The sequence below is a fragment of the Mesorhizobium sp. 113-3-9 genome, from assembly GCF_016756515.1.
Taxonomy (GTDB): Bacteria; Pseudomonadota; Alphaproteobacteria; order Rhizobiales; family Rhizobiaceae; genus Mesorhizobium.
This window is the reverse complement of the sequence record NZ_AP023246.1, coordinates 3,279,245-3,295,255: the sequence shown is the minus strand read 5'-3', so window position 1 is coordinate 3,295,255 and position 16,011 is coordinate 3,279,245. Positions and strand designations below refer to the sequence as shown.

The 16,011-nt window shown below is 63.3% G+C and carries 17 protein-coding genes; 10 read left to right on the top strand and 7 right to left on the bottom strand.

From position 1 onward, the window contains the following. Window positions 1-229 precede the first annotated feature (229 nt). Window positions 230-1,291 (bottom strand): LacI family DNA-binding transcriptional regulator, encoded by a 1,062-nt coding sequence (locus tag MesoLj_RS16020; protein ID WP_202326657.1) that lies wholly within the window; start codon window positions 1,289-1,291, stop codon window positions 230-232. Window positions 1,292-1,431: 140 nt separating this feature from the next. Here MesoLj_RS16020 and MesoLj_RS16015 point away from each other — a divergent pair, with 140 nt between their 5' ends. Next, the gene (locus MesoLj_RS16015; RefSeq protein ID WP_202326656.1) at window positions 1,432-2,463 is read left to right on the top strand and encodes a hydroxyacid dehydrogenase; all 1,032 of its coding nucleotides are present in this window, start codon (window positions 1,432-1,434) and stop codon (window positions 2,461-2,463) included. 53 nt (window positions 2,464-2,516) lie between these two features. Here the strand turns inward: MesoLj_RS16015 and MesoLj_RS16010 are convergent, their stop codons facing one another. Continuing rightward, entirely contained in the window at window positions 2,517-3,140 is a 624-nt protein-coding gene (locus tag MesoLj_RS16010) for a TetR/AcrR family transcriptional regulator (protein WP_202326655.1), read from the bottom strand. A gap of 129 nt (window positions 3,141-3,269) precedes the next feature. On the opposite strand from MesoLj_RS16010, the gene MesoLj_RS16005 reads away from it, so the two are divergent. The 4 genes from MesoLj_RS16005 (at window position 3,270) to MesoLj_RS15990 (ending at window position 8,033) form a co-directional block, all read left to right on the top strand. Further along, on the top strand, window positions 3,270-4,250 hold the full coding sequence (locus tag MesoLj_RS16005; protein ID WP_202326654.1) for an alpha/beta fold hydrolase: 981 nt from the start codon (window positions 3,270-3,272) through the stop codon (window positions 4,248-4,250). 801 nt (window positions 4,251-5,051) lie between these two features. Then, window positions 5,052-5,267 (top strand): CsbD family protein, encoded by a 216-nt coding sequence (locus MesoLj_RS16000; protein ID WP_019859538.1) that lies wholly within the window; start codon window positions 5,052-5,054, stop codon window positions 5,265-5,267. Between the two features lie 151 nt (window positions 5,268-5,418). After that, the gene (gene katE / locus MesoLj_RS15995; protein ID WP_202326653.1) at window positions 5,419-7,527 is read left to right on the top strand and encodes a catalase; all 2,109 of its coding nucleotides are present in this window, start codon (window positions 5,419-5,421) and stop codon (window positions 7,525-7,527) included. Window positions 7,528-7,673: 146 nt separating this feature from the next. Further along, on the top strand, window positions 7,674-8,033 hold the full coding sequence (locus MesoLj_RS15990; RefSeq protein WP_140774070.1) for a low affinity iron permease family protein: 360 nt from the start codon (window positions 7,674-7,676) through the stop codon (window positions 8,031-8,033). Window positions 8,034-8,152: 119 nt separating this feature from the next. Here MesoLj_RS15990 and MesoLj_RS15985 read toward each other — a convergent pair whose 3' ends face one another. Further along, entirely contained in the window at window positions 8,153-8,962 is an 810-nt protein-coding gene (locus MesoLj_RS15985; RefSeq protein ID WP_202326652.1) for an SDR family NAD(P)-dependent oxidoreductase, read from the bottom strand. A gap of 47 nt (window positions 8,963-9,009) precedes the next feature. Between MesoLj_RS15985 and MesoLj_RS15980 the strand changes: the two genes are divergently transcribed. Further along, window positions 9,010-9,399, top strand: coding sequence for a winged helix-turn-helix transcriptional regulator (locus MesoLj_RS15980; RefSeq protein ID WP_202326651.1), 390 nt, complete (start codon window positions 9,010-9,012; stop codon window positions 9,397-9,399). 61 nt (window positions 9,400-9,460) lie between these two features. On the opposite strand, the gene MesoLj_RS15975 is transcribed toward MesoLj_RS15980, so the two are convergent. Next, entirely contained in the window at window positions 9,461-9,826 is a 366-nt protein-coding gene (locus MesoLj_RS15975; protein WP_446720315.1) for a low affinity iron permease family protein, read from the bottom strand. 200 nt (window positions 9,827-10,026) lie between these two features. Next, window positions 10,027-10,221, bottom strand: coding sequence for a hypothetical protein (locus tag MesoLj_RS15970; protein WP_140774074.1), 195 nt, complete (start codon window positions 10,219-10,221; stop codon window positions 10,027-10,029). Window positions 10,222-10,389: 168 nt separating this feature from the next. On the opposite strand from MesoLj_RS15970, the gene MesoLj_RS15965 reads away from it, so the two are divergent. The 4 genes from MesoLj_RS15965 (at window position 10,390) to MesoLj_RS15950 (ending at window position 13,688) form a co-directional block, all read left to right on the top strand. Continuing rightward, the gene (locus tag MesoLj_RS15965) at window positions 10,390-10,581 is read left to right on the top strand and encodes a hypothetical protein (RefSeq protein ID WP_202326650.1); all 192 of its coding nucleotides are present in this window, start codon (window positions 10,390-10,392) and stop codon (window positions 10,579-10,581) included. A gap of 317 nt (window positions 10,582-10,898) precedes the next feature. Next, window positions 10,899-11,630 (top strand): Crp/Fnr family transcriptional regulator, encoded by a 732-nt coding sequence (locus tag MesoLj_RS15960; RefSeq protein WP_202326649.1) that lies wholly within the window; start codon window positions 10,899-10,901, stop codon window positions 11,628-11,630. A gap of 462 nt (window positions 11,631-12,092) precedes the next feature. Next, window positions 12,093-12,836, top strand: a complete 744-nt coding sequence (locus MesoLj_RS15955; RefSeq protein ID WP_202326648.1) for a helix-turn-helix domain-containing protein — start codon at window positions 12,093-12,095, stop codon at window positions 12,834-12,836. A 174-nt stretch (window positions 12,837-13,010) separates the two neighbouring features. Continuing rightward, window positions 13,011-13,688 (top strand): GntR family transcriptional regulator, encoded by a 678-nt coding sequence (locus tag MesoLj_RS15950; RefSeq protein WP_202326647.1) that lies wholly within the window; start codon window positions 13,011-13,013, stop codon window positions 13,686-13,688. Window positions 13,689-13,795: 107 nt separating this feature from the next. Here MesoLj_RS15950 and MesoLj_RS15945 read toward each other — a convergent pair whose 3' ends face one another. After that, window positions 13,796-14,845, bottom strand: coding sequence for a class I SAM-dependent methyltransferase (locus MesoLj_RS15945; RefSeq protein WP_202326646.1), 1,050 nt, complete (start codon window positions 14,843-14,845; stop codon window positions 13,796-13,798). 226 nt (window positions 14,846-15,071) lie between these two features. After that, entirely contained in the window at window positions 15,072-15,977 is a 906-nt protein-coding gene (locus tag MesoLj_RS15940; protein ID WP_202326645.1) for a LysR family transcriptional regulator, read from the bottom strand. Window positions 15,978-16,011: the final 34 nt, after the last annotated feature.

Below are 16,011 nucleotides of genomic sequence, written 5' to 3'. Positions count from 1 at the left end.
GAACCTGATGATGGGGCCGCCTGGGCCGTGACGGCCGAAAGCCGCTCACGCTTCTGCCAGCTTGGCTTCTCGTATTTCTTCATCGGGTAGGGCCTCCGCGTTGGATACCGCGCCATAAAGAACCGCTTCGGCACCCAGTGTCAATTGTGCCAGGCTTTCACAACCTGCCTGAACGATCCCGTGCGGCTGCATCTCCCGAGCGTGCTCGCCGGCTTCCACGCATGGCGGACTATTGTCGGCCCCCTTCCCCGGAATGCGGGCCGCTGCCTGGCGAGCCAACGGATTCCCGCATCAAGACCCGGCAAGGCTCGAGCCGCGCCGTCGGCGGCCCCTGCTTGCCTTCGATCCTGGCAAACAGGACGTCCATGGCGTGGCCGGCGATCTGGCGCACCGGCTGCACCACGGCGGCGATGGCCGGCCATGTCGCCTGCATCCATTCGGCGTCGTCGAAGCCGACCAGCGAAATGTCGTCGGGGCAGTGCCAGCCGTGCCGGCGGAATTCCGACAGCGCCACCAGCGTGCCCTTGAGGAACAGCGAATAGACCGCCGTCGGCCGCTCGCCTTTTGCAAAATAGTCGCGCAACCGTGCCCTGAGCGGCTCGACATCGGTTTCGGCAAGCACGACGTCGATGCGCGCATCCGGCGCCAGTCGCAGCGCGGCGGCGCGAAACCCGTCGAGGCGGGCGCGCACCGTCGCCGCCTGCTCGCCAAGGCCGACCACCAGTACGTGGCGGTGGCCCTTGCCGAGCAGCTCGCGCGCCACTTCGGCGCTGGCCGAGGCACTGTCGGCAGACACCGTGTCGAAGGCATCGTCCGACAGCACGCGGTCGATCAGCACGCCGGTCATGCCGTTGGCCTTCATGAATGCGGCCGCCGGGCCATGCTCGTTGCGCACCGGCGCCAGCACCACGCCGGCGACGCGCCAGTCATGCATGCGGGCCAGGATCTCCGTTTCGCGCGCTTCGGATTCGCGGCTCGACGCCGCCACCAGCGTGTAGCCGCGCTGCTCGGCGAGGCTCTCGAGCTGGGTGAGCATCTGGCCGAAGAACTCGCTTTCGAATTCCGGCATGATGGCGCCGATGATGCGGCGCCTGGCCCGGCGCATGTCGGAGGCCAGCGGATCCACGCGGTAGCCCAATTGCTCGACGGCATCGAAGACGCGTTGCGCATTCTCGCGCTTCACCGTGGTGACACCGGCCATGACCTTGGAGACGGTGGCGGCGGATACGCCGGCCCGGCTCGCCACGTCGTGGATCGACGGACGCCGCGGCTGGTCCTGCCTATGTGCCATGGCTCCTCCTCCCGAGGCGCGGCCAGAGGCAATTTTCTTGTCCGCCGGGGACATGAATAATCGATTTTTCCGAGTTGTAAATCGGTTCACGCGAGGTGATTATTGCCGCGAGAGCGCGGGTCGCGCCGGGAGGAATCATCATGTCGAACAAGGATTTGCCGCTGGTGATCAGCGCGCCGGAACCACGCACGCTCGAGCTGATCTTCACGCCGCCGCAGCTGGCGCGCTTCAAGGCGAAATACCGCGTCGTCGAAACCACGGCCGATGGCGTCGCCGGCCTGCCGGCCAATGTGCTGGCGCAGGCCCGCTACATCGTCGGCCAGCCGCCGATCGCGCCCGAAACACTGGACGCCATGCAGGCGCTGCGCTGCGTCTTCAACGTCGAGAGCAACCTCCTCAACAACATGCCTTACGAGGCGCTGTTCGCGCGCGGCATCCATGTCGTCACCACCGGCCTCGTCTTCGCCGAGCCGGTGGCCGAGCTTGGCCTTGCCATGGCGCTGAACCTTGCCCGCGGCATCGTCGATGCCGACCTCGCCTTCCGGCAAGGCAAGGAGTTGTGGGGTGGCGACGGCAATTTGACGGCACGGCTTTTGTCGGGCGCCGATGTCGGCATCGTCGGCTTCGGCGATCTCGGCCGCGCGCTGAACCGCCTGCTGTCGGGCTTCCGCACCCACACAAGGGTCTTCGACCCCTGGCTGCCGCCATCGATACTGATCGACAATGGCGTCGAGCCGGCCTCGCTCGACGAGGTGCTGTCGCGCAGCGACTTCGTCTTCGTCGTCGCCTCGGTGACCTCCGAGAACCAGGGCTTTCTCGGTGCCGATGCCTTTGCGAAAATGCGCAAGGGCGCTGCCTTCATCCTGCTCAGCCGCGCCGGCGTGGTCGATTTCCCCGCTTTGATGGCGGCGGTGAAAAGCGGCCACATCGTCGCCGCCAGCGATGTCTTTCCGGAAGAACCGCTGGCGCCGGACCATCCCGTGCGCACCCTGCCCGGCTTCCTGCGCTCGGCCCACCGCGCCGGCACGCTCGACATCGCCTTCAAGCGCATGGGCGACATGGTGCTGGAGGACATGGACCTGATCGACCGCGGCCTGCCGCCGCTGCGCTCCAAGCGGGCGGAGCGCGAGACAGTATCGAGGATGCGCTCGAAGCCGGTGGACAGGAACTGACGGAAGAGCGGAGAGCGTTTGTACGCCCCGCGATTTCCGGCGTCTTGCCGGCTCTAGCGTAAGTACCCCGCCACCAGCCGCGTGGCCTCGTCGACCAGTGCCCGCACTGTTTCGCCGCTGAGCTTTTGCGGCCCATGCAGGACCGCCGTGTGGGCCAGTGCCTCGATCGATGTCACCGACACGAAGGCGGCCATGTCGAGATCGGTCGTGCGCAGCTCATCGCCATGCGCTTCGAGATAGGCCCTGAACAAGGCATAGGTCTGGCGGCCGAAGGCTTCGACATCCGCAAGGCGTCCCGTACGCGGGATCTGTTCGGCAAGCACGCGGTGCAGTCTTGGGTCGATCTGGTGCGCCTCGATCGCCACCGCGACCAGCCGGCGCACCGCTTTATCGACCGGCTGTGAAGCGACCTCCGCGAAGGCGGCGGTCACGACCCGCATGATCGCCCGATTGTGGCGATCGATGACGGCTGCCACGAGCGCCTCCTTGCTCGGATAATATTGGTAGAGCGAACCGACGCTGACACCCGCTTCCTCTGCGATCCGGTTGGTGCTGGCCTTGTCGAAACCCTCCTTGACCAGAATGCGAGCGGTCGCCTCGACCAGCGCGTCGACCGTCACGCGCGCGCGCTCCTGAGTGGCGGTCTTCCTGGGTTTGGTGAGCGGTTTTCGCGCCATGGCCTCCGGTCCGAATGCGAGTAGGAGAATGCGAGCAATCGCTCGTATTATAGCTCCGGGCGCCGGCGAATGGCCAGACGCCATGGAGCGTCGGGAGGGCAACCAACCGAATTCGGACAGGACATGGACATGAACATCGCGAAGATAGTTTTGGCGCACGACATCCAGGAGGACGGAAGACCGCCACAGGCGTCTCCGGACGATGCCGGACCGAGTTGGCAGAGCCGCTGCATCAACGCCCTGCTTGGACTTCTGCCCTTCAAGAAGCGGCTGGCGTCCGCCGCTTCGGTGCGGCGGCACGCGCGCAGGCTTGCCTTGCGGCCGGCTTCCCATGAACCGACAGGGCTCGGCCGTGGCGTCGCGGTGACATCGACGCATGTGGCGGGATGGCCGGTCTACTACACCGCGCCATCCACTGGATTCAGCACCGGCAACATCGTCGTCTTCCTGCATGGCGGCGGCTATATCAACGAGATCGTCCGCGCCCATTGGCGCATCGTTGGCATGCTGACCCGCGAAGCCGGCGTGCGCTGCGTGGTGCCGATCTATCCGCTGGCGCCACGCGCCACGGCGAGCGACGTCGTGCCGGCGACAGGCGCGCTGCTGCGCAAGGTCCTGGAACAGGCCGGGCTTGCACAGGTCACGGTGATCGGCAATTCGGCGGGGGCCGGGCTGGCGGTGGCAGCCGCGCAATGGCTGCGCGATCAGGGATACCCGCAACCGAGCGGCCTGGTGCTGATCTCGCCCGGCGTCAATGCGTTGCTGGATAGTCCCGAGCGGGAGGCAATCGCCGCCGTCGATCCCCTGCTGGATATTCCCGGAACGCTCGAGGGTGCCCGTCTCTATGCCGGCGATCTCGACCCCGCCCATCCCTATGTCAGCCCATTGAACGGCGACTTCCACGGCCTGGCGCCAATGCTCGTCTTTTCCGGCACTCGAGACATGCTCTACCCCGATAGCATCGAACTCGCCGCGAAGGCGCGGGCGGCGGGCGTGCCCGTCGAGCTTCACCTGCGGAAGGGCCAGCCCCACAACTATGCCGGGCTGCCGACACCGGAAGGCCGCGAGGCGCGCGCAACCATCCTGCGCGCAGCCCAGGGACTGGGGTGATCCCTTTCCCGAAAGAGTGGAACCCTTTCGCGGCCTTGGCGTTTCCGATACGGATCGTCTCCCATTCGATCCACTCCTCCAATCAATACCCCGCCAGGCTTCGGCCGGCGGGGCTTTTTTTGCGCCGTTCGCAGCGAAGAGGCCCTATTGGCCCCCGTCTTCTGGTGCCCGGCATTTCGCGCCTTTTGTGGGGTTTTGGCATCAGCATGACCCAAATCATCTGATGCCAGCGGTTTCAGGGACCGAAAAATTTGACATCAACCTTTCCCCCGCGTCACCTGTGCTGGTCAATGTTGAGGCAAGGGGGAATAAAATGAAGAAGAACTATGTGAAGCCGACGCTTCTGAAGCGCCAGAAGCTATCTTCAGTCACAGCTCAAGCTTGTCCGGTCTCACAGTGCGTGGACTAAACCTACGCCAAGCCGACGCTTTAAGCGTGAGAAACTCTCGGCGGTTACAACAGGCACATGCACCTCGATCTGCGTGAATCGAAGGCTCGTAGCAGCGCCGAAGCTGGAGACATGGGCGAGGTCCAGCGACGTCGCGGCCGGAAAACCCGGAATGATCCGCGAGGCCGGAAGAACCGCAGGCTTCTTGTCGTGATGGAACGATCGCCCCGCTGACAGGTTTTGCAACCGGCCGGGCGGTGGGACGCCCGGTCTACTCCAGAAGGCCTGTCACCAGTCGCGTCGGTGGCGGGCCTTTTCGTTTGCCGCGCTCTCCATGGCGTGCGGAACCTTCCCGACAAAGCGACGTTGGTCCTCGCCGGTCAGGCAGACAATTCGCAAAAAAGGAACATTCCATGGGAAGCACCAGTGACAAGGCCTCGGGTCTCGCCAATCAGGCTGTAGGCAAGGCCAAGGAAGGCGTCGGCAAGGCCGTGGGCAATGATCGCCTGCGCGCCGAAGGCGCGGCGCAGGAAGCCAAGGGCAAGGTTCAGAAGGCTGTCGGCGACGCCAAGTCCGCCGTGAAGGACGCGACCAACAAGACCGCCGCCGCGATCAACAAGAACCTCTGAGGGCTTCTTCCCTCTTGAAGCCCTTGAAGGCCGCCGCGCCAAACGGCGGCCTTCTTCACGTCCGGATTTGAAACCGGCAGGGAACGCATTGCCCTGCCAGAGATTGAGGGACCAGCGCAGCCCGCGCATTGACCCCTCGAGGATTTCAGTCATGGCCAAGCAAGCATCCAAGCCGGCCGGAACGGCGGCGACCATTCACGATCAGAAACTGCAGCGTGGCGAAGGCGGCGAACTGCACCAGACCGCGTCCGGCGCGACGCCGGTGCTGACCACCGCGCAAGGCGGGCCGGTCTCGGACGACCAGAACTCGCTCAAGATCGGCACCCGTGGCCCGACAGTGCTCGAAGACTTCCATTTCCGCGAAAAGATCTTCCATTTCGATCACGAACGCATCCCCGAGCGCGTCGTCCATGCCCGCGGCTATGGCGCCCACGGTTATTTCGAAACCTATGAATCACTGGCCAAATACACCCGCGCCGACATCTTCCAGCGCGCCGGCGAGAAGACACCGGCTTTCGTGCGCTTCTCCACGGTCGCCGGCAACAAGGGTTCGGCCGACCTTGCCCGCGACGTGCGCGGGTTCGCCGTCAAGCTCTACACCAGGGAAGGCAACTGGGACATTGTCGGCAACAACATGCCGGTGTTCTTCATCCAGGACGCGATCAAGTTTCCCGACCTGATCCACGCCGCGAAGGCCGAGCCCAACAGCGATTTCCCGCAGGCGCAGACCGCGCACGACAATTTCTGGGACTTCATCTCGCTCACGCCCGAAAGCATGCACATGATCATGTGGGCGATGTCCGACCGCGCCATTCCGCGCTCGCTGCGCTTCATGGAAGGGTTCGGCGTCCACACCTTCCGGCTGCTCAACGCCAAGGATGAATCGACCTTCGTGAAATTCCTCTGGAAGCCGAAGCTCGGCCTCCAGTCGGTCGCGTGGAACGAGGCGGTCAAGATCAACGGCGCCGACCCCGACTTCCATCGCCGCGACCTGTGGGACGCCATCCATGCCGGCAATTTCCCGGAATGGGAGCTGCAGCTGCAGCTCTTCGACCAGGCTTTCGCCGACGGTTTCGACTTCGACATCCTCGATCCGACGAAACTCATTCCCGAGGAGGTGCTGCCGCCGATCGCGGTCGGCCGCCTGGTGCTCGATCGCATGCCCGACAATTTCTTCGCCGAGACCGAGCAGGTCGCGTTCATGACGCAGAACGTGCCGCCCGGCGTCGACTTCTCCAACGATCCCCTGCTGCAGGGCCGGAATTTCTCCTATCTCGACACGCAGATCAAACGGCTGGGCAGCACCAACTTCACCCACATCCCGATCAACGCGCCGAAATGCCCCTTCCACAATTTCCAGCAGGACGGCCACATGGCGATGCGCAACCCGGTCGGGCGCGCCAACTACCAGCCCAACTCATGGGACGAAGGCCCGCGCGAATCCTCGCAAAAGGGTTTCCGTTCCTTTGCCGAGGTCGAAGCCGGACCGAAGGCACGGCTGCGGTCGGAAACCTTCGCCGACCATTACAGCCAGGCGCGCCAGTTCTACATCAGCCAGGACCCCGTGGAGCAAGGCCATATCGCCGCCGCACTGACCTTCGAACTGAGCAAGGTGCAGACGCCTGTCATCCGCGAGCGCGTCGTTTCCCACCTTCTCAACATCGATGACGGGCTGGCCGGCAAGGTGGCGGATGCGCTCGGCCTGAAAGCCATGCCGAAGCCCGCCGATGCGGCGGTGCCGACGCGCAGGGATCTTCCCACCTCGGATGCGCTCAGCATCCTCAAGAACGGCCCCGGCCGCTTCGAAGGCCGCAAGCTCGGCATCCTGGTGACCGACGGAACGGATGCCGGTTTGCTGAATGCCTTGAAGCAGGCGCTGACCAAAGCCGGCGCCAAGTTCGAGATCATCGCGCCGAAGGTCGGCGGCGCCAAGGCGAGCGACGGCAGCTGGATCGACGCGCAGCAGATGATCGCAGGCGCACCGTCGGTTCTCTACGACGCCATCGCGCTCCTGCCGGCAAAGCCCGCAATGGCCGACCTGCTGAAGGAATCGACCGCCCGAGACTTTGTCGCCGACGCCTTCGCGCACTGCAAGTTCATCGGTTTCGTCGAAGCGGCGGCACCACTGCTGGCGAAGGCGGGCGTGGCCGAGGACGAGGCGGTGATCCCGCTTGCATCGCCCAAGGACGTCGCCGGCTTCGTCGCCAGTCTCGGCGACCTGCGCTTGTGGGCGCGCGAACCGAAGGTGAAGCTGGGCTGAAGCCGATCTTTAGCGACCATCCGCTGGAACCGGCTTCTTTCTCGGACATTACATCAGTCAGTCCGATCGGCGGGTTGCCGATCGGGAAGGAGCCCGCCGCCCTCATCGGGATGGCGGGCTGCTTGCATCCTCAGGCGGAGATTTGGGTGGACAGACCTCTCTATGCCCTCGCCGAGTTCTTCTCCAAGCCGCCGGGCTTCTATGTGATGCTGGGCGCGGCCCTTGTCTGCGCACTGCTCACCAGCGCGACGCTCGGAACCTACATCATCTCCATTTCAGCGATGTGCCTGACAGGCGTTGTCCTGATCCAGAACTACCGCGACACCTCGGCCATACAGGCGAAACTCAACGAGATAATCGTCGCCCTGGACGCCGCCCGCAACGAGGTGGTGGGGCTTGAGCATGCTTCGCCCGCGGCCATCGATGCGGAGCTGAAAAACACAGAGAGCCGGGCCTCGGCCGCGCCCTCACGCGAGACGACGCGGATTGGTACCTCGTCTGCTTGATACTTGATGCATACGTGGCGTGGTCGTCCATCCGAGCCCAACAGATCGTAAGCTTCGGAAGCATGTTTGGGACGCCCGGATCGTGCTGGCCATACGCAGACCGGACATCCCCAAAAGGGCTAAAGTCCCGACCACATCCCTCCGTCAAGTCTCAGGTTCACACCTGTTATGTAGCTGGCGCGCGGACTGACAAGGAATGCGATGGCATCGGCGATCTCCTCGGTTGTTCCGACCCGGCCGATGGGAACATGAGCGAACATTGGCAGTACTTTCTGCTCGATCTGGGTCCACGAGGCATCGGCCGCGATGCCTTCGTTCGAAGCCACCTTTCGGAACGCCTCGTCGAGGCTGACGCTGTGGATCGTTCCAGGTGAAACGGTATTTGCAGTGATTCCATCGATCGCCACTGCCTTTGCGAGCGAGGCAGTCATCGCGATCATGGCCACCTTGGCTGCCGCATAGTCCGGTCTTTTCGATGGTGGCATCAACGCTGCCAGGCTTGAGATGTTGATGATCCTCCCCCATTTCGCCTTGCGCATGGCTGGCAGGAGGCGAGAGGTGACCCTCACAGCCGCAAGGACGTTCCGGTCGTAGCTTGCAGCCCATGTCTCGGGTCGTGTCGTGGACCAGTCTTCCGTTTCGCCGGAGCCGCCTGCATTGTTTACCAAAATCTCGACAGGTTTGACGAAAGCCTGCGCATCCTCGACGAGGCGTTGCACCTGTTCGTCGTTTGTCAGGTCGCCGATGACGGCGTAGGCCCGCCCGCCCTCAACGACGATGTCGTGAGCGACTTCCTCGGTCTTGGTCTTTTTGCGACCATGCACGATGACGATGGCCCCCTCCCGCGCAAGCCCTCTGGCCACCCCTTCGCCGATGCCCTTGCTGCTGCCTGTGACCAGCGCCACCTTGCCGTCGAGTTTCAAATCCATCGTGCAATTCCCATGTTGATATCGGGAATGCATAAGAGGACACTGCGATGAACGAGGCAATTACGCACTTAAAAGTGCCTGTCAAACGAGAGCAGAGAGATGTTTGCCTCGGCCCGAATGGATCTGTCGAGCACGTTACCAGAGTGCTCCGCATGATCAGTGGACGATGGAAGCTGCCGATCCTGTTCCGATTGTTCGCGGAAACTTCGATGCGATCTTCACAGTTCATGCGAGATATACCCGACATCTCTCAAAAGATGCTGACGCAGCATCTCAGGGAGTTGGAGAATGATGGACTTGTCGCGAGGCACGATTTCGACGAGCAGCCGCCGCGTGTCGAGTACGGACTGACGAATTCCGGTCGGGGTCTGATGCCTGTCTTGATGTCGGTGAGGGAGTTCTCCCGGCACCATCCGGAAACATCTGGCTCTCCATGATGCTCGGCCAGTGGCGGCCCCTGGCGACCCGGCGCTCCATCCAGGCGTCCGGCTCAATCCACTAGCTCTTCTTCGCTGCCTTCGGTTTCGCCACTTCCTTGGCTTGCTTGGCCTTCTCGCAGATGGCGCGGAATTCCTCCACCTCCCTCTCGGTGAGGTGCTCTATACCGATGAAGTCGTTCTTGCCCAGGCCAGACCGGATCAGTTCATCCAGCTTGACCTGGATCGCCGCGCCGTCCCTGTTCTGGGTGTTCTGAATGAGAAAGACCATCAGGAACGTGATGATGGTGGTTCCGGTGTTGATGATGAGCTGCCAGGTTTCGGAGTAGTGGAAGACCGGACCGGTCGCCGCCCAAACCAAAACCGACGCCAGGCACAGGGCGAAGGCCCAAGGTCTGCCGGTGGCACGGGCGACCGCGCCAGCCATGCGGTTGAACGTTTTTTCCATGCAGGGGCTTTCGAAAGGGTTGGAGGGAGCTTTCCCACAACTTCCCCGTCGACCCCCGGTTCCGGGCAATGAGTTCGTTTTCATCCCATCCCCAGGGACATGCCCCCGCCACGCAAAGCTCGACCGAAGGCGATCGACGTCGACTGACGCCGCGCGGGCATCTCGAAAGCGGCAAAAATCTACTTGCGCACGATCCAGTCCAGGATGTCCGGATCGATCTCGTCGAGTTCGGTCAATTCGCGCGCCAGCACCCGCGCGTGCATGCGCCATTCCCTTTCGGCGATACGATTTTCGACGACTGATTTCCTGAAGGCGCCGCGAAGAATCTCGCAATCCAGCGCTGTTACCGTTTTGCCTGAATGGTCGTCAGCCATTTCAGTCTCCGCGAACGTGGCGGGAGCACCTGAGTTGGCTACCAAGCGTCCGTGTGCCGTGGAAGGCGGACGACTTGAGAAGCGTACGCTTTCGTACAAAAATAGCGAGTCAATTCTTGGGTGGAACGTTGCCACCGCTTCAGGGTTGTACCCATAGGAGGGCCGCCCTTGTCAGACCAACCCGGCGTTGTCGAAACCCTGCGAATTGTCAGGGGATTCCTGAGTCTCGCGCGAAAGGCTGTGATCGATGCGCGCCATCTCGAGGCGATGGTCGAGATCGACACGCTTATGCAGGTCGCACTGGTGGAGACTGACAGACGGATTGCCGTTCTTGAACGGGCGAGCTCGTCAAAGAAGTAGGCGCCACGCGGCGCCAGCCCAGTTCACCCGAACCGCTCCCGGTCGGCTGGCGCCATGTGCGGCAGATCGCCGACCCTAGCGCCTCCAGGAGATATGTCGGTTTCGTACCAAGAAGCGTTTGGTACGTTTCCGACACTAACTTTGCGGTCGATCTTTTCGTATGCGAGCGGCGAGAGGGAGCGCCGTGAATCGAATTCAGTGCCGTATTCTTAGGGCTTTTCGGTCCAGGCCCCTATATACAGGCTATCGTTCGCACGTTGTCACGGGCGCGGACGGCTGGGAGATCGGATGGCTCTTGCCCTGTATTGGGCAGAGTTATGTCTGATCCCGCACAAGACAGAAGTCCTCAATACCGAAACGAATTGCTGCGGCGCATGCATGTGAGCGATCTCGCATTGCTGGCGCCGCATATGCAGCGCTGCGAATTGCCTTTGCGCATGATGCTGGTGACACCCAATGTGCCGATAGAGGCCGTCTACTTCATCGAGCAGGGCATTGGTTCGGTGGTCGCCAGCACGACGAGCGGCCATGAGGCGGAGGTGGGCTTCATCGGCGTCGAAGGCATGACCGGATCCGCCCTGGTCATGGGCGACGACCGTGCCGCGCATGCCTGCTTCGTGCAACTCGAAGGCGAAGCCGTCCGCATCGATGCCGCCGCGTTCAATGCAGCGCTTGCGGCGAGCCCGACCTTGCGCTTGTTCCTGCTGCGCTTCGTCAACGCCCTGCACACGCAAACCGGCTGTACCGCGCTTGTCAACGCAAGGCTGAAACTCGAGGAGCGGCTGGCGCGCTGGCTGCTGATGTGCGATGACCGGGTGCCTGGCGAGCGTCTGGCCATCACCCACGAATTCCTGTCGATCATGCTTGGCGTGCGGCGACCGGGCGTCACAGTCGCGCTGCAACTGCTGGAAGGCCGCGCGCTGATCCGCTCGCGCCGTGGCGAGATCGTCATTCGTGACCGCGCCGGGCTACTGGAACTCGCCAATGGCGGTTACGGCCAAGCCGAGACCGAATATGCCAGGCTGATCGGAGAGATCATGCCAGGCTGATCGGCGAGATTATCCTGGGCTAAGATTGTCTCCTGCCTGCACGAGTTTGGCGAAAACGCTCAAGGCAAGCGCCGCACGCGCGCCGCCTTGCCCGCGCCCGGCCTAGCCGCCTTGCCTGGAAGTGGGCAACCGTGCCCTTTGCGCCGACATTCGGGTCCCTGCCAACCGGCATGCCGGCCTGTTCCAGGTCAGCGAGTTTGCACTTGTCTGCTCGGCAGCCACGCCAATCAGGCAATCGATGGCGAACAACGTGCCGGCGTAATCGCTTGCTGCGACCGTCTGGCGGATCTTGCCCATTCGCATGGCTCGGATAGGCAATATGTACGAAATCGTACATTACCTGGCTCTGCACCCGCCTATTGGCCAAAGGTCCCATTCGCGTCGGCGCGGTGGTGTGAGAGAGTGACGAAGTATAAGCAATTGCTTGAATAGTGGTCCGGACGGCTGTCGAGAGGCGGTGTCGTGCCCATCCGCAGGAATCTTGCCGAGAATCTCCGACGGCTGGTGAGCAGCCATGCGTCGGTGGCCGCCGTATGCCGCGGACTGAACATGAACCGCACGCAGTTCGAGCGCTATCTGCAAGGCAAGAGCGTGCCCAACCGGGCCACGGCCAAGCTGATCTGCGACTATTTCCAGATCGACGAGGATGAATTGTATCGCGCGCCGGACGCGCCCGCGCTCGCGGACGCCGGCCTGTCACCGATCCACCAGACGCTTTACGAGAACATGGTGCGCGGCCCGTCCCCCGCCATCGCAGGCGGCATCTATTTCACCTACTTCGCGGTTCCGGACCGGCCCGACCTTGTGATGCGGTCGGTCACCTTCGTGCGGCGCGAGGCCGAGCGCGTGACTTTCAGGCGCGTGACCCGATGGGCCGAAGGCCACCGCCAGGGCGGAGCGCGGGCGCCGGGCTGGCACTATGGCGTGGCGATCTCGCGGCTGAACTGGATCTATTTCGCCGGCATCAACCGCCGCCAGACCGGCGAACCATCGATCGTGGCCGTGCAGTGGGCGCCTTACTCTGAACCGGTTCTGGTCGGCAACGCCTTCATCCTGACCGCGGTTGGACCGGTCTGTGTAAAGGTCATCATGCGCCAGGAGGTCCGCAGGATCAGCCTGCGGCAGGCGCTGCGCATGTCCGGCGTCGTCAGCCTCGACGACCCGCGCCTCGACCAGCTTGTGGCAAGCCTTGTGCGCGAGGGATAGAGCAATCCCGGGAAAAGTGTCAGCGGTTTTCCCGGGACAAGCGCGTAGCGCTTGCCCTTGGGAATTGCGTCAAAACAAAGAGTTAGAGCGGTTCGCCGTTTCCGCGAAACGGTGAAATGCTCTAGAGTGCTGTCCCGGGTCAATGGAATTGGCCGGGAGCAACAAGGGTTCGCGATGCTCAGCAGTTTCGACTATGGCGGCAAGGAAGCCGACACCGTGCACGCGCTGGAGGAGGACATCATCTTCGGCCGGCTGGCGCCCGGCACGCGCCTGGTCGAGGATGTGCTCTTGGCCCGCTTCCCTGTCTCGCGCCACTCGATCCGCCAGGCGCTCTACCAGCTGGAGAGGCTGGGCATCGTCACACGCGAGCGCAACAAGGGCGCCATGGTGCGCCGGCTCTCGCCCGAGGAGGTGCGGCAGATCTATGAAGTGCGCGAAATGCTGCAGCGCCAGGCGGCACTGATGATCCCCCTGCCGGCCAGCGACGCGCTGATTGCCGAACTGACCAACATACACGGCATCTACAGCGGCCATGTCGACGCAGGCTACCTCAGGGGCATCCACGAGGCCAATGACCGCTTCCACCTCACAATGTTCTCGGCCTGCGGCAATGCCTATCTCGTCTCGTCGATCGAACATTACATGCGCCTCAGCCTGCCGGTACGGGCCAATTCGCTGGCCGACAGGGAAAAACTCGATATCTCCCGGCAACACCACTTGATGATGATCGAGGCGCTGAAGCGCAGGGACAATTGGGTGCTGGCGCAGCTCTGCGTCGACCATCTGCAGCCGAGCAAGACGTTCTATCTCCAGGAGATCGAGGCAGCGCCGGCGGGCAGCGACACCGGCTAGGGGCAATTCCCAGGAAAAGTGCGAGACGAAGCGCGACCAGGCCGGCTCGAACAGAAGCCCGAACCGGCCTTTGCCCCAGCCGCGAAAGCGGTGCGGATTTCGGTCTGTCAGGTCGCTTCGAGCACCATGTTGAGCGGGGTCTGGGCGGCCCGCCGGACACGCAAGAAGCCACCCGACCGGATGACCTCCGCAAGGCGGGTCTCCCCGGCCTGCGCGCCCAGCGCGAGCCCCGTCTCCTGTGCCAGCGAGGTCGGCACGCAGATCATCGTCGAGGCCGCGTAGTAGAGCCTTCCGACCGGATTGATGTTTTCCTCCAGCGTGTTGCCGGCCATCGGCTCGACCACCATCCAGGTGCCGCCTTGCTTCAGCGCCTGGTGGATATGCGCAGACGCGGCCTTCGGATCGCCCATGTCGTGCAGGCAGTCGAAGCAGGTGATGAGGTCGAAGCCGCTGCCGCCGAAATCCTGTGCCCGGCCGACTTCGAAAGTGAGGTTGGCCAGCCCGTGCGAACGGGCATGCGCGGTCGCCGCAGCAATCGAGGCCGGATGGAAGTCATAACCGATGAATCGGGAGGCCGGGAACGCCTGCGCCATCAGGATGGTCGACAGCCCGTGCCCGCAGCCGACATCGGCCACGACAGCCCCCGCCTTCAGCCTGTCGACCACCCCGTCCAGCGCCGGCAGCCAATCCTGCACGAGCGCATTGACGTAACCCGGCCGGAACAGCCGTGCCACCGCGCAGAACAGGCAGCCTGCCTGATCGCCCCAGGCAACGCCGCGCCCGGTCTTGAAGGCCGCCTGCACCTTGGGCTGGTTCTCGACCATCGCGGCCGCGGTATCGAACCCGCCGATCAGATTGACCGGACTGTCGGGCTCGGCAAACACGAAGGACTGCTCCGGCGTCAGCGAGAACCGCCCCTGCTCATAATGCACGTAGCTGGACGCCGCCTGCGCCGAGAGCCATTCCCTGACGTAGCGGGGCGAGCAGCCCGCCGCCTCGGCGAGTTGGTCCGCACTTGCCGGACCGATCTCCTTCAGCGTCTTGTACAGGCCGAGCGCGTCGCCGATCCGCACCAGCGGCACGCTGACCGCGCCGCCAAGGTCGCCAAGGATGCGGCCAACCAGTTCATTGAGCGTTGCTTCATCGAGTTGCGTCATGTCGGTTTCCCCTATCGAACGGCGCTCTGTCGCGCCGCCGATCGAGGGGATAGACCCCGCAAATGGCCCTTGGCATGATGCGGCGGTCCCGCGCGGCCGGGAAAATCGCGGCCATCGAGGGACAGATGTCCCGCCTTCCAGGCTGAGCTGAAATCCACCAATGGTGCGAGCGCGGCGATTGATCTAGAAGGTTGATTCCAGGAGCCGGACGAAGATGTTCGCCGCGTTATTCCAGATACGGCGTCAGCACATCCTCGATCCATTTCATGAACGCGCGGACCCGGCGCGACAGATTGCTCCGATGTGCCACGACAAGGGACACAGGGAGCGCCCGGCGACGAAAATCGGGCATGATCTCCACAAGCGTTCCGCTCTCCAGATATGGACCGACGCCCAGGAGTGGCGCCTGAATCAGACCAAGGCCAGCAAGCGCAGCGGCTTCGTAGGTCTGCGCGCTGTTGACATGGAGCGCACCTGGCAACTGAAGCGTCGCGTAGCTGGCGCCGTCCGGATATTCCCATCCATGGGGCCTTGCGCCCAGCATCGTCGAAAAATGAATTGTCCGATGTCCCTGACGGTGGAGATCTTCCAGCGATCGAGGGACGCCATGGCGCGCCAGATAGGCGGGGCTGGCAACATTGACCATGCGCAGCAGGCCCAGTGGGCGGGCAATCAGCGTCTCGTCCTTTACGGGTCCAAGCCGCAACACACAGTCGAACCCCTCTTGAACCAGATCGACTTGCCGATCCGTACTCGACACCTCCAGCTCTAACTCGGGGTGAGCCGTCATGAAATCCGGCAAGGCCGGCACGATCGTCATGCGCGCCACCTCGGTTGGAAGATCGACGCGCAAACGCCCGCGAAGCGCCACGCGATCGCCTGCGAACATCGCTTGCAGGTCATCGACTTCAGCAAGCAGATTGCGGGCCCGGGCATGAAATGCGCGCCCGTCCTCCGTCAACTGCACGCTGCGCGTCGTTCGGTGCAGGAGCCTGACGCCGACATCGTCTTCCAGCTTGCGGACCGCCGTTGAGGCCCGTCCCTTTTGGATGCCAAGACTATCGGCCGCGCGGGTGAAGCTCCCCATGTCCGCGATCGTTACGAATATGAGGAGCGGTTCGAGATTCTGCATCTTCGTGCCTCGGCATTGTTCTCTTTATAGAGAA

Bases quoted from the DNA above. Each gene is read 5' to 3' on its own strand.
- MesoLj_RS15945 (WP_202326646.1), bottom strand. From the start codon at position 14,845: ATGACGCAACTCGATGAAGCAACGCTCAATGAACTGGTTGGCCGCATC.
- MesoLj_RS15985 (WP_202326652.1), bottom strand. From the start codon at position 8,962: ATGGATTTGAAACTCGACGGCAAGGTGGCGCTGGTCACAGGCAGCAGC.
- MesoLj_RS15950 (WP_202326647.1), top strand. From the start codon at position 13,011: ATGCTCAGCAGTTTCGACTATGGCGGCAAGGAAGCCGACACCGTGCAC.
- MesoLj_RS15960 (WP_202326649.1), top strand. From the start codon at position 10,899: ATGTCTGATCCCGCACAAGACAGAAGTCCTCAATACCGAAACGAATTG.
- MesoLj_RS16005 (WP_202326654.1), top strand. From the start codon at position 3,270: ATGAACATCGCGAAGATAGTTTTGGCGCACGACATCCAGGAGGACGGA.
- MesoLj_RS16010 (WP_202326655.1), bottom strand. From the start codon at position 3,140: ATGGCGCGAAAACCGCTCACCAAACCCAGGAAGACCGCCACTCAGGAG.
- katE (WP_202326653.1), top strand. From the start codon at position 5,419: ATGGCCAAGCAAGCATCCAAGCCGGCCGGAACGGCGGCGACCATTCAC.
- MesoLj_RS15975 (WP_446720315.1), bottom strand. From the start codon at position 9,826: ATGGCTGGCGCGGTCGCCCGTGCCACCGGCAGACCTTGGGCCTTCGCC.
- MesoLj_RS16000 (WP_019859538.1), top strand. From the start codon at position 5,052: ATGGGAAGCACCAGTGACAAGGCCTCGGGTCTCGCCAATCAGGCTGTA.
- MesoLj_RS15940 (WP_202326645.1), bottom strand. From the start codon at position 15,977: ATGCAGAATCTCGAACCGCTCCTCATATTCGTAACGATCGCGGACATG.
- MesoLj_RS16015 (WP_202326656.1), top strand. From the start codon at position 1,432: ATGTCGAACAAGGATTTGCCGCTGGTGATCAGCGCGCCGGAACCACGC.
- MesoLj_RS16020 (WP_202326657.1), bottom strand. From the start codon at position 1,291: ATGGCACATAGGCAGGACCAGCCGCGGCGTCCGTCGATCCACGACGTG.
- MesoLj_RS15970 (WP_140774074.1), bottom strand. From the start codon at position 10,221: ATGGCTGACGACCATTCAGGCAAAACGGTAACAGCGCTGGATTGCGAG.
- MesoLj_RS15980 (WP_202326651.1), top strand. From the start codon at position 9,010: ATGAACGAGGCAATTACGCACTTAAAAGTGCCTGTCAAACGAGAGCAG.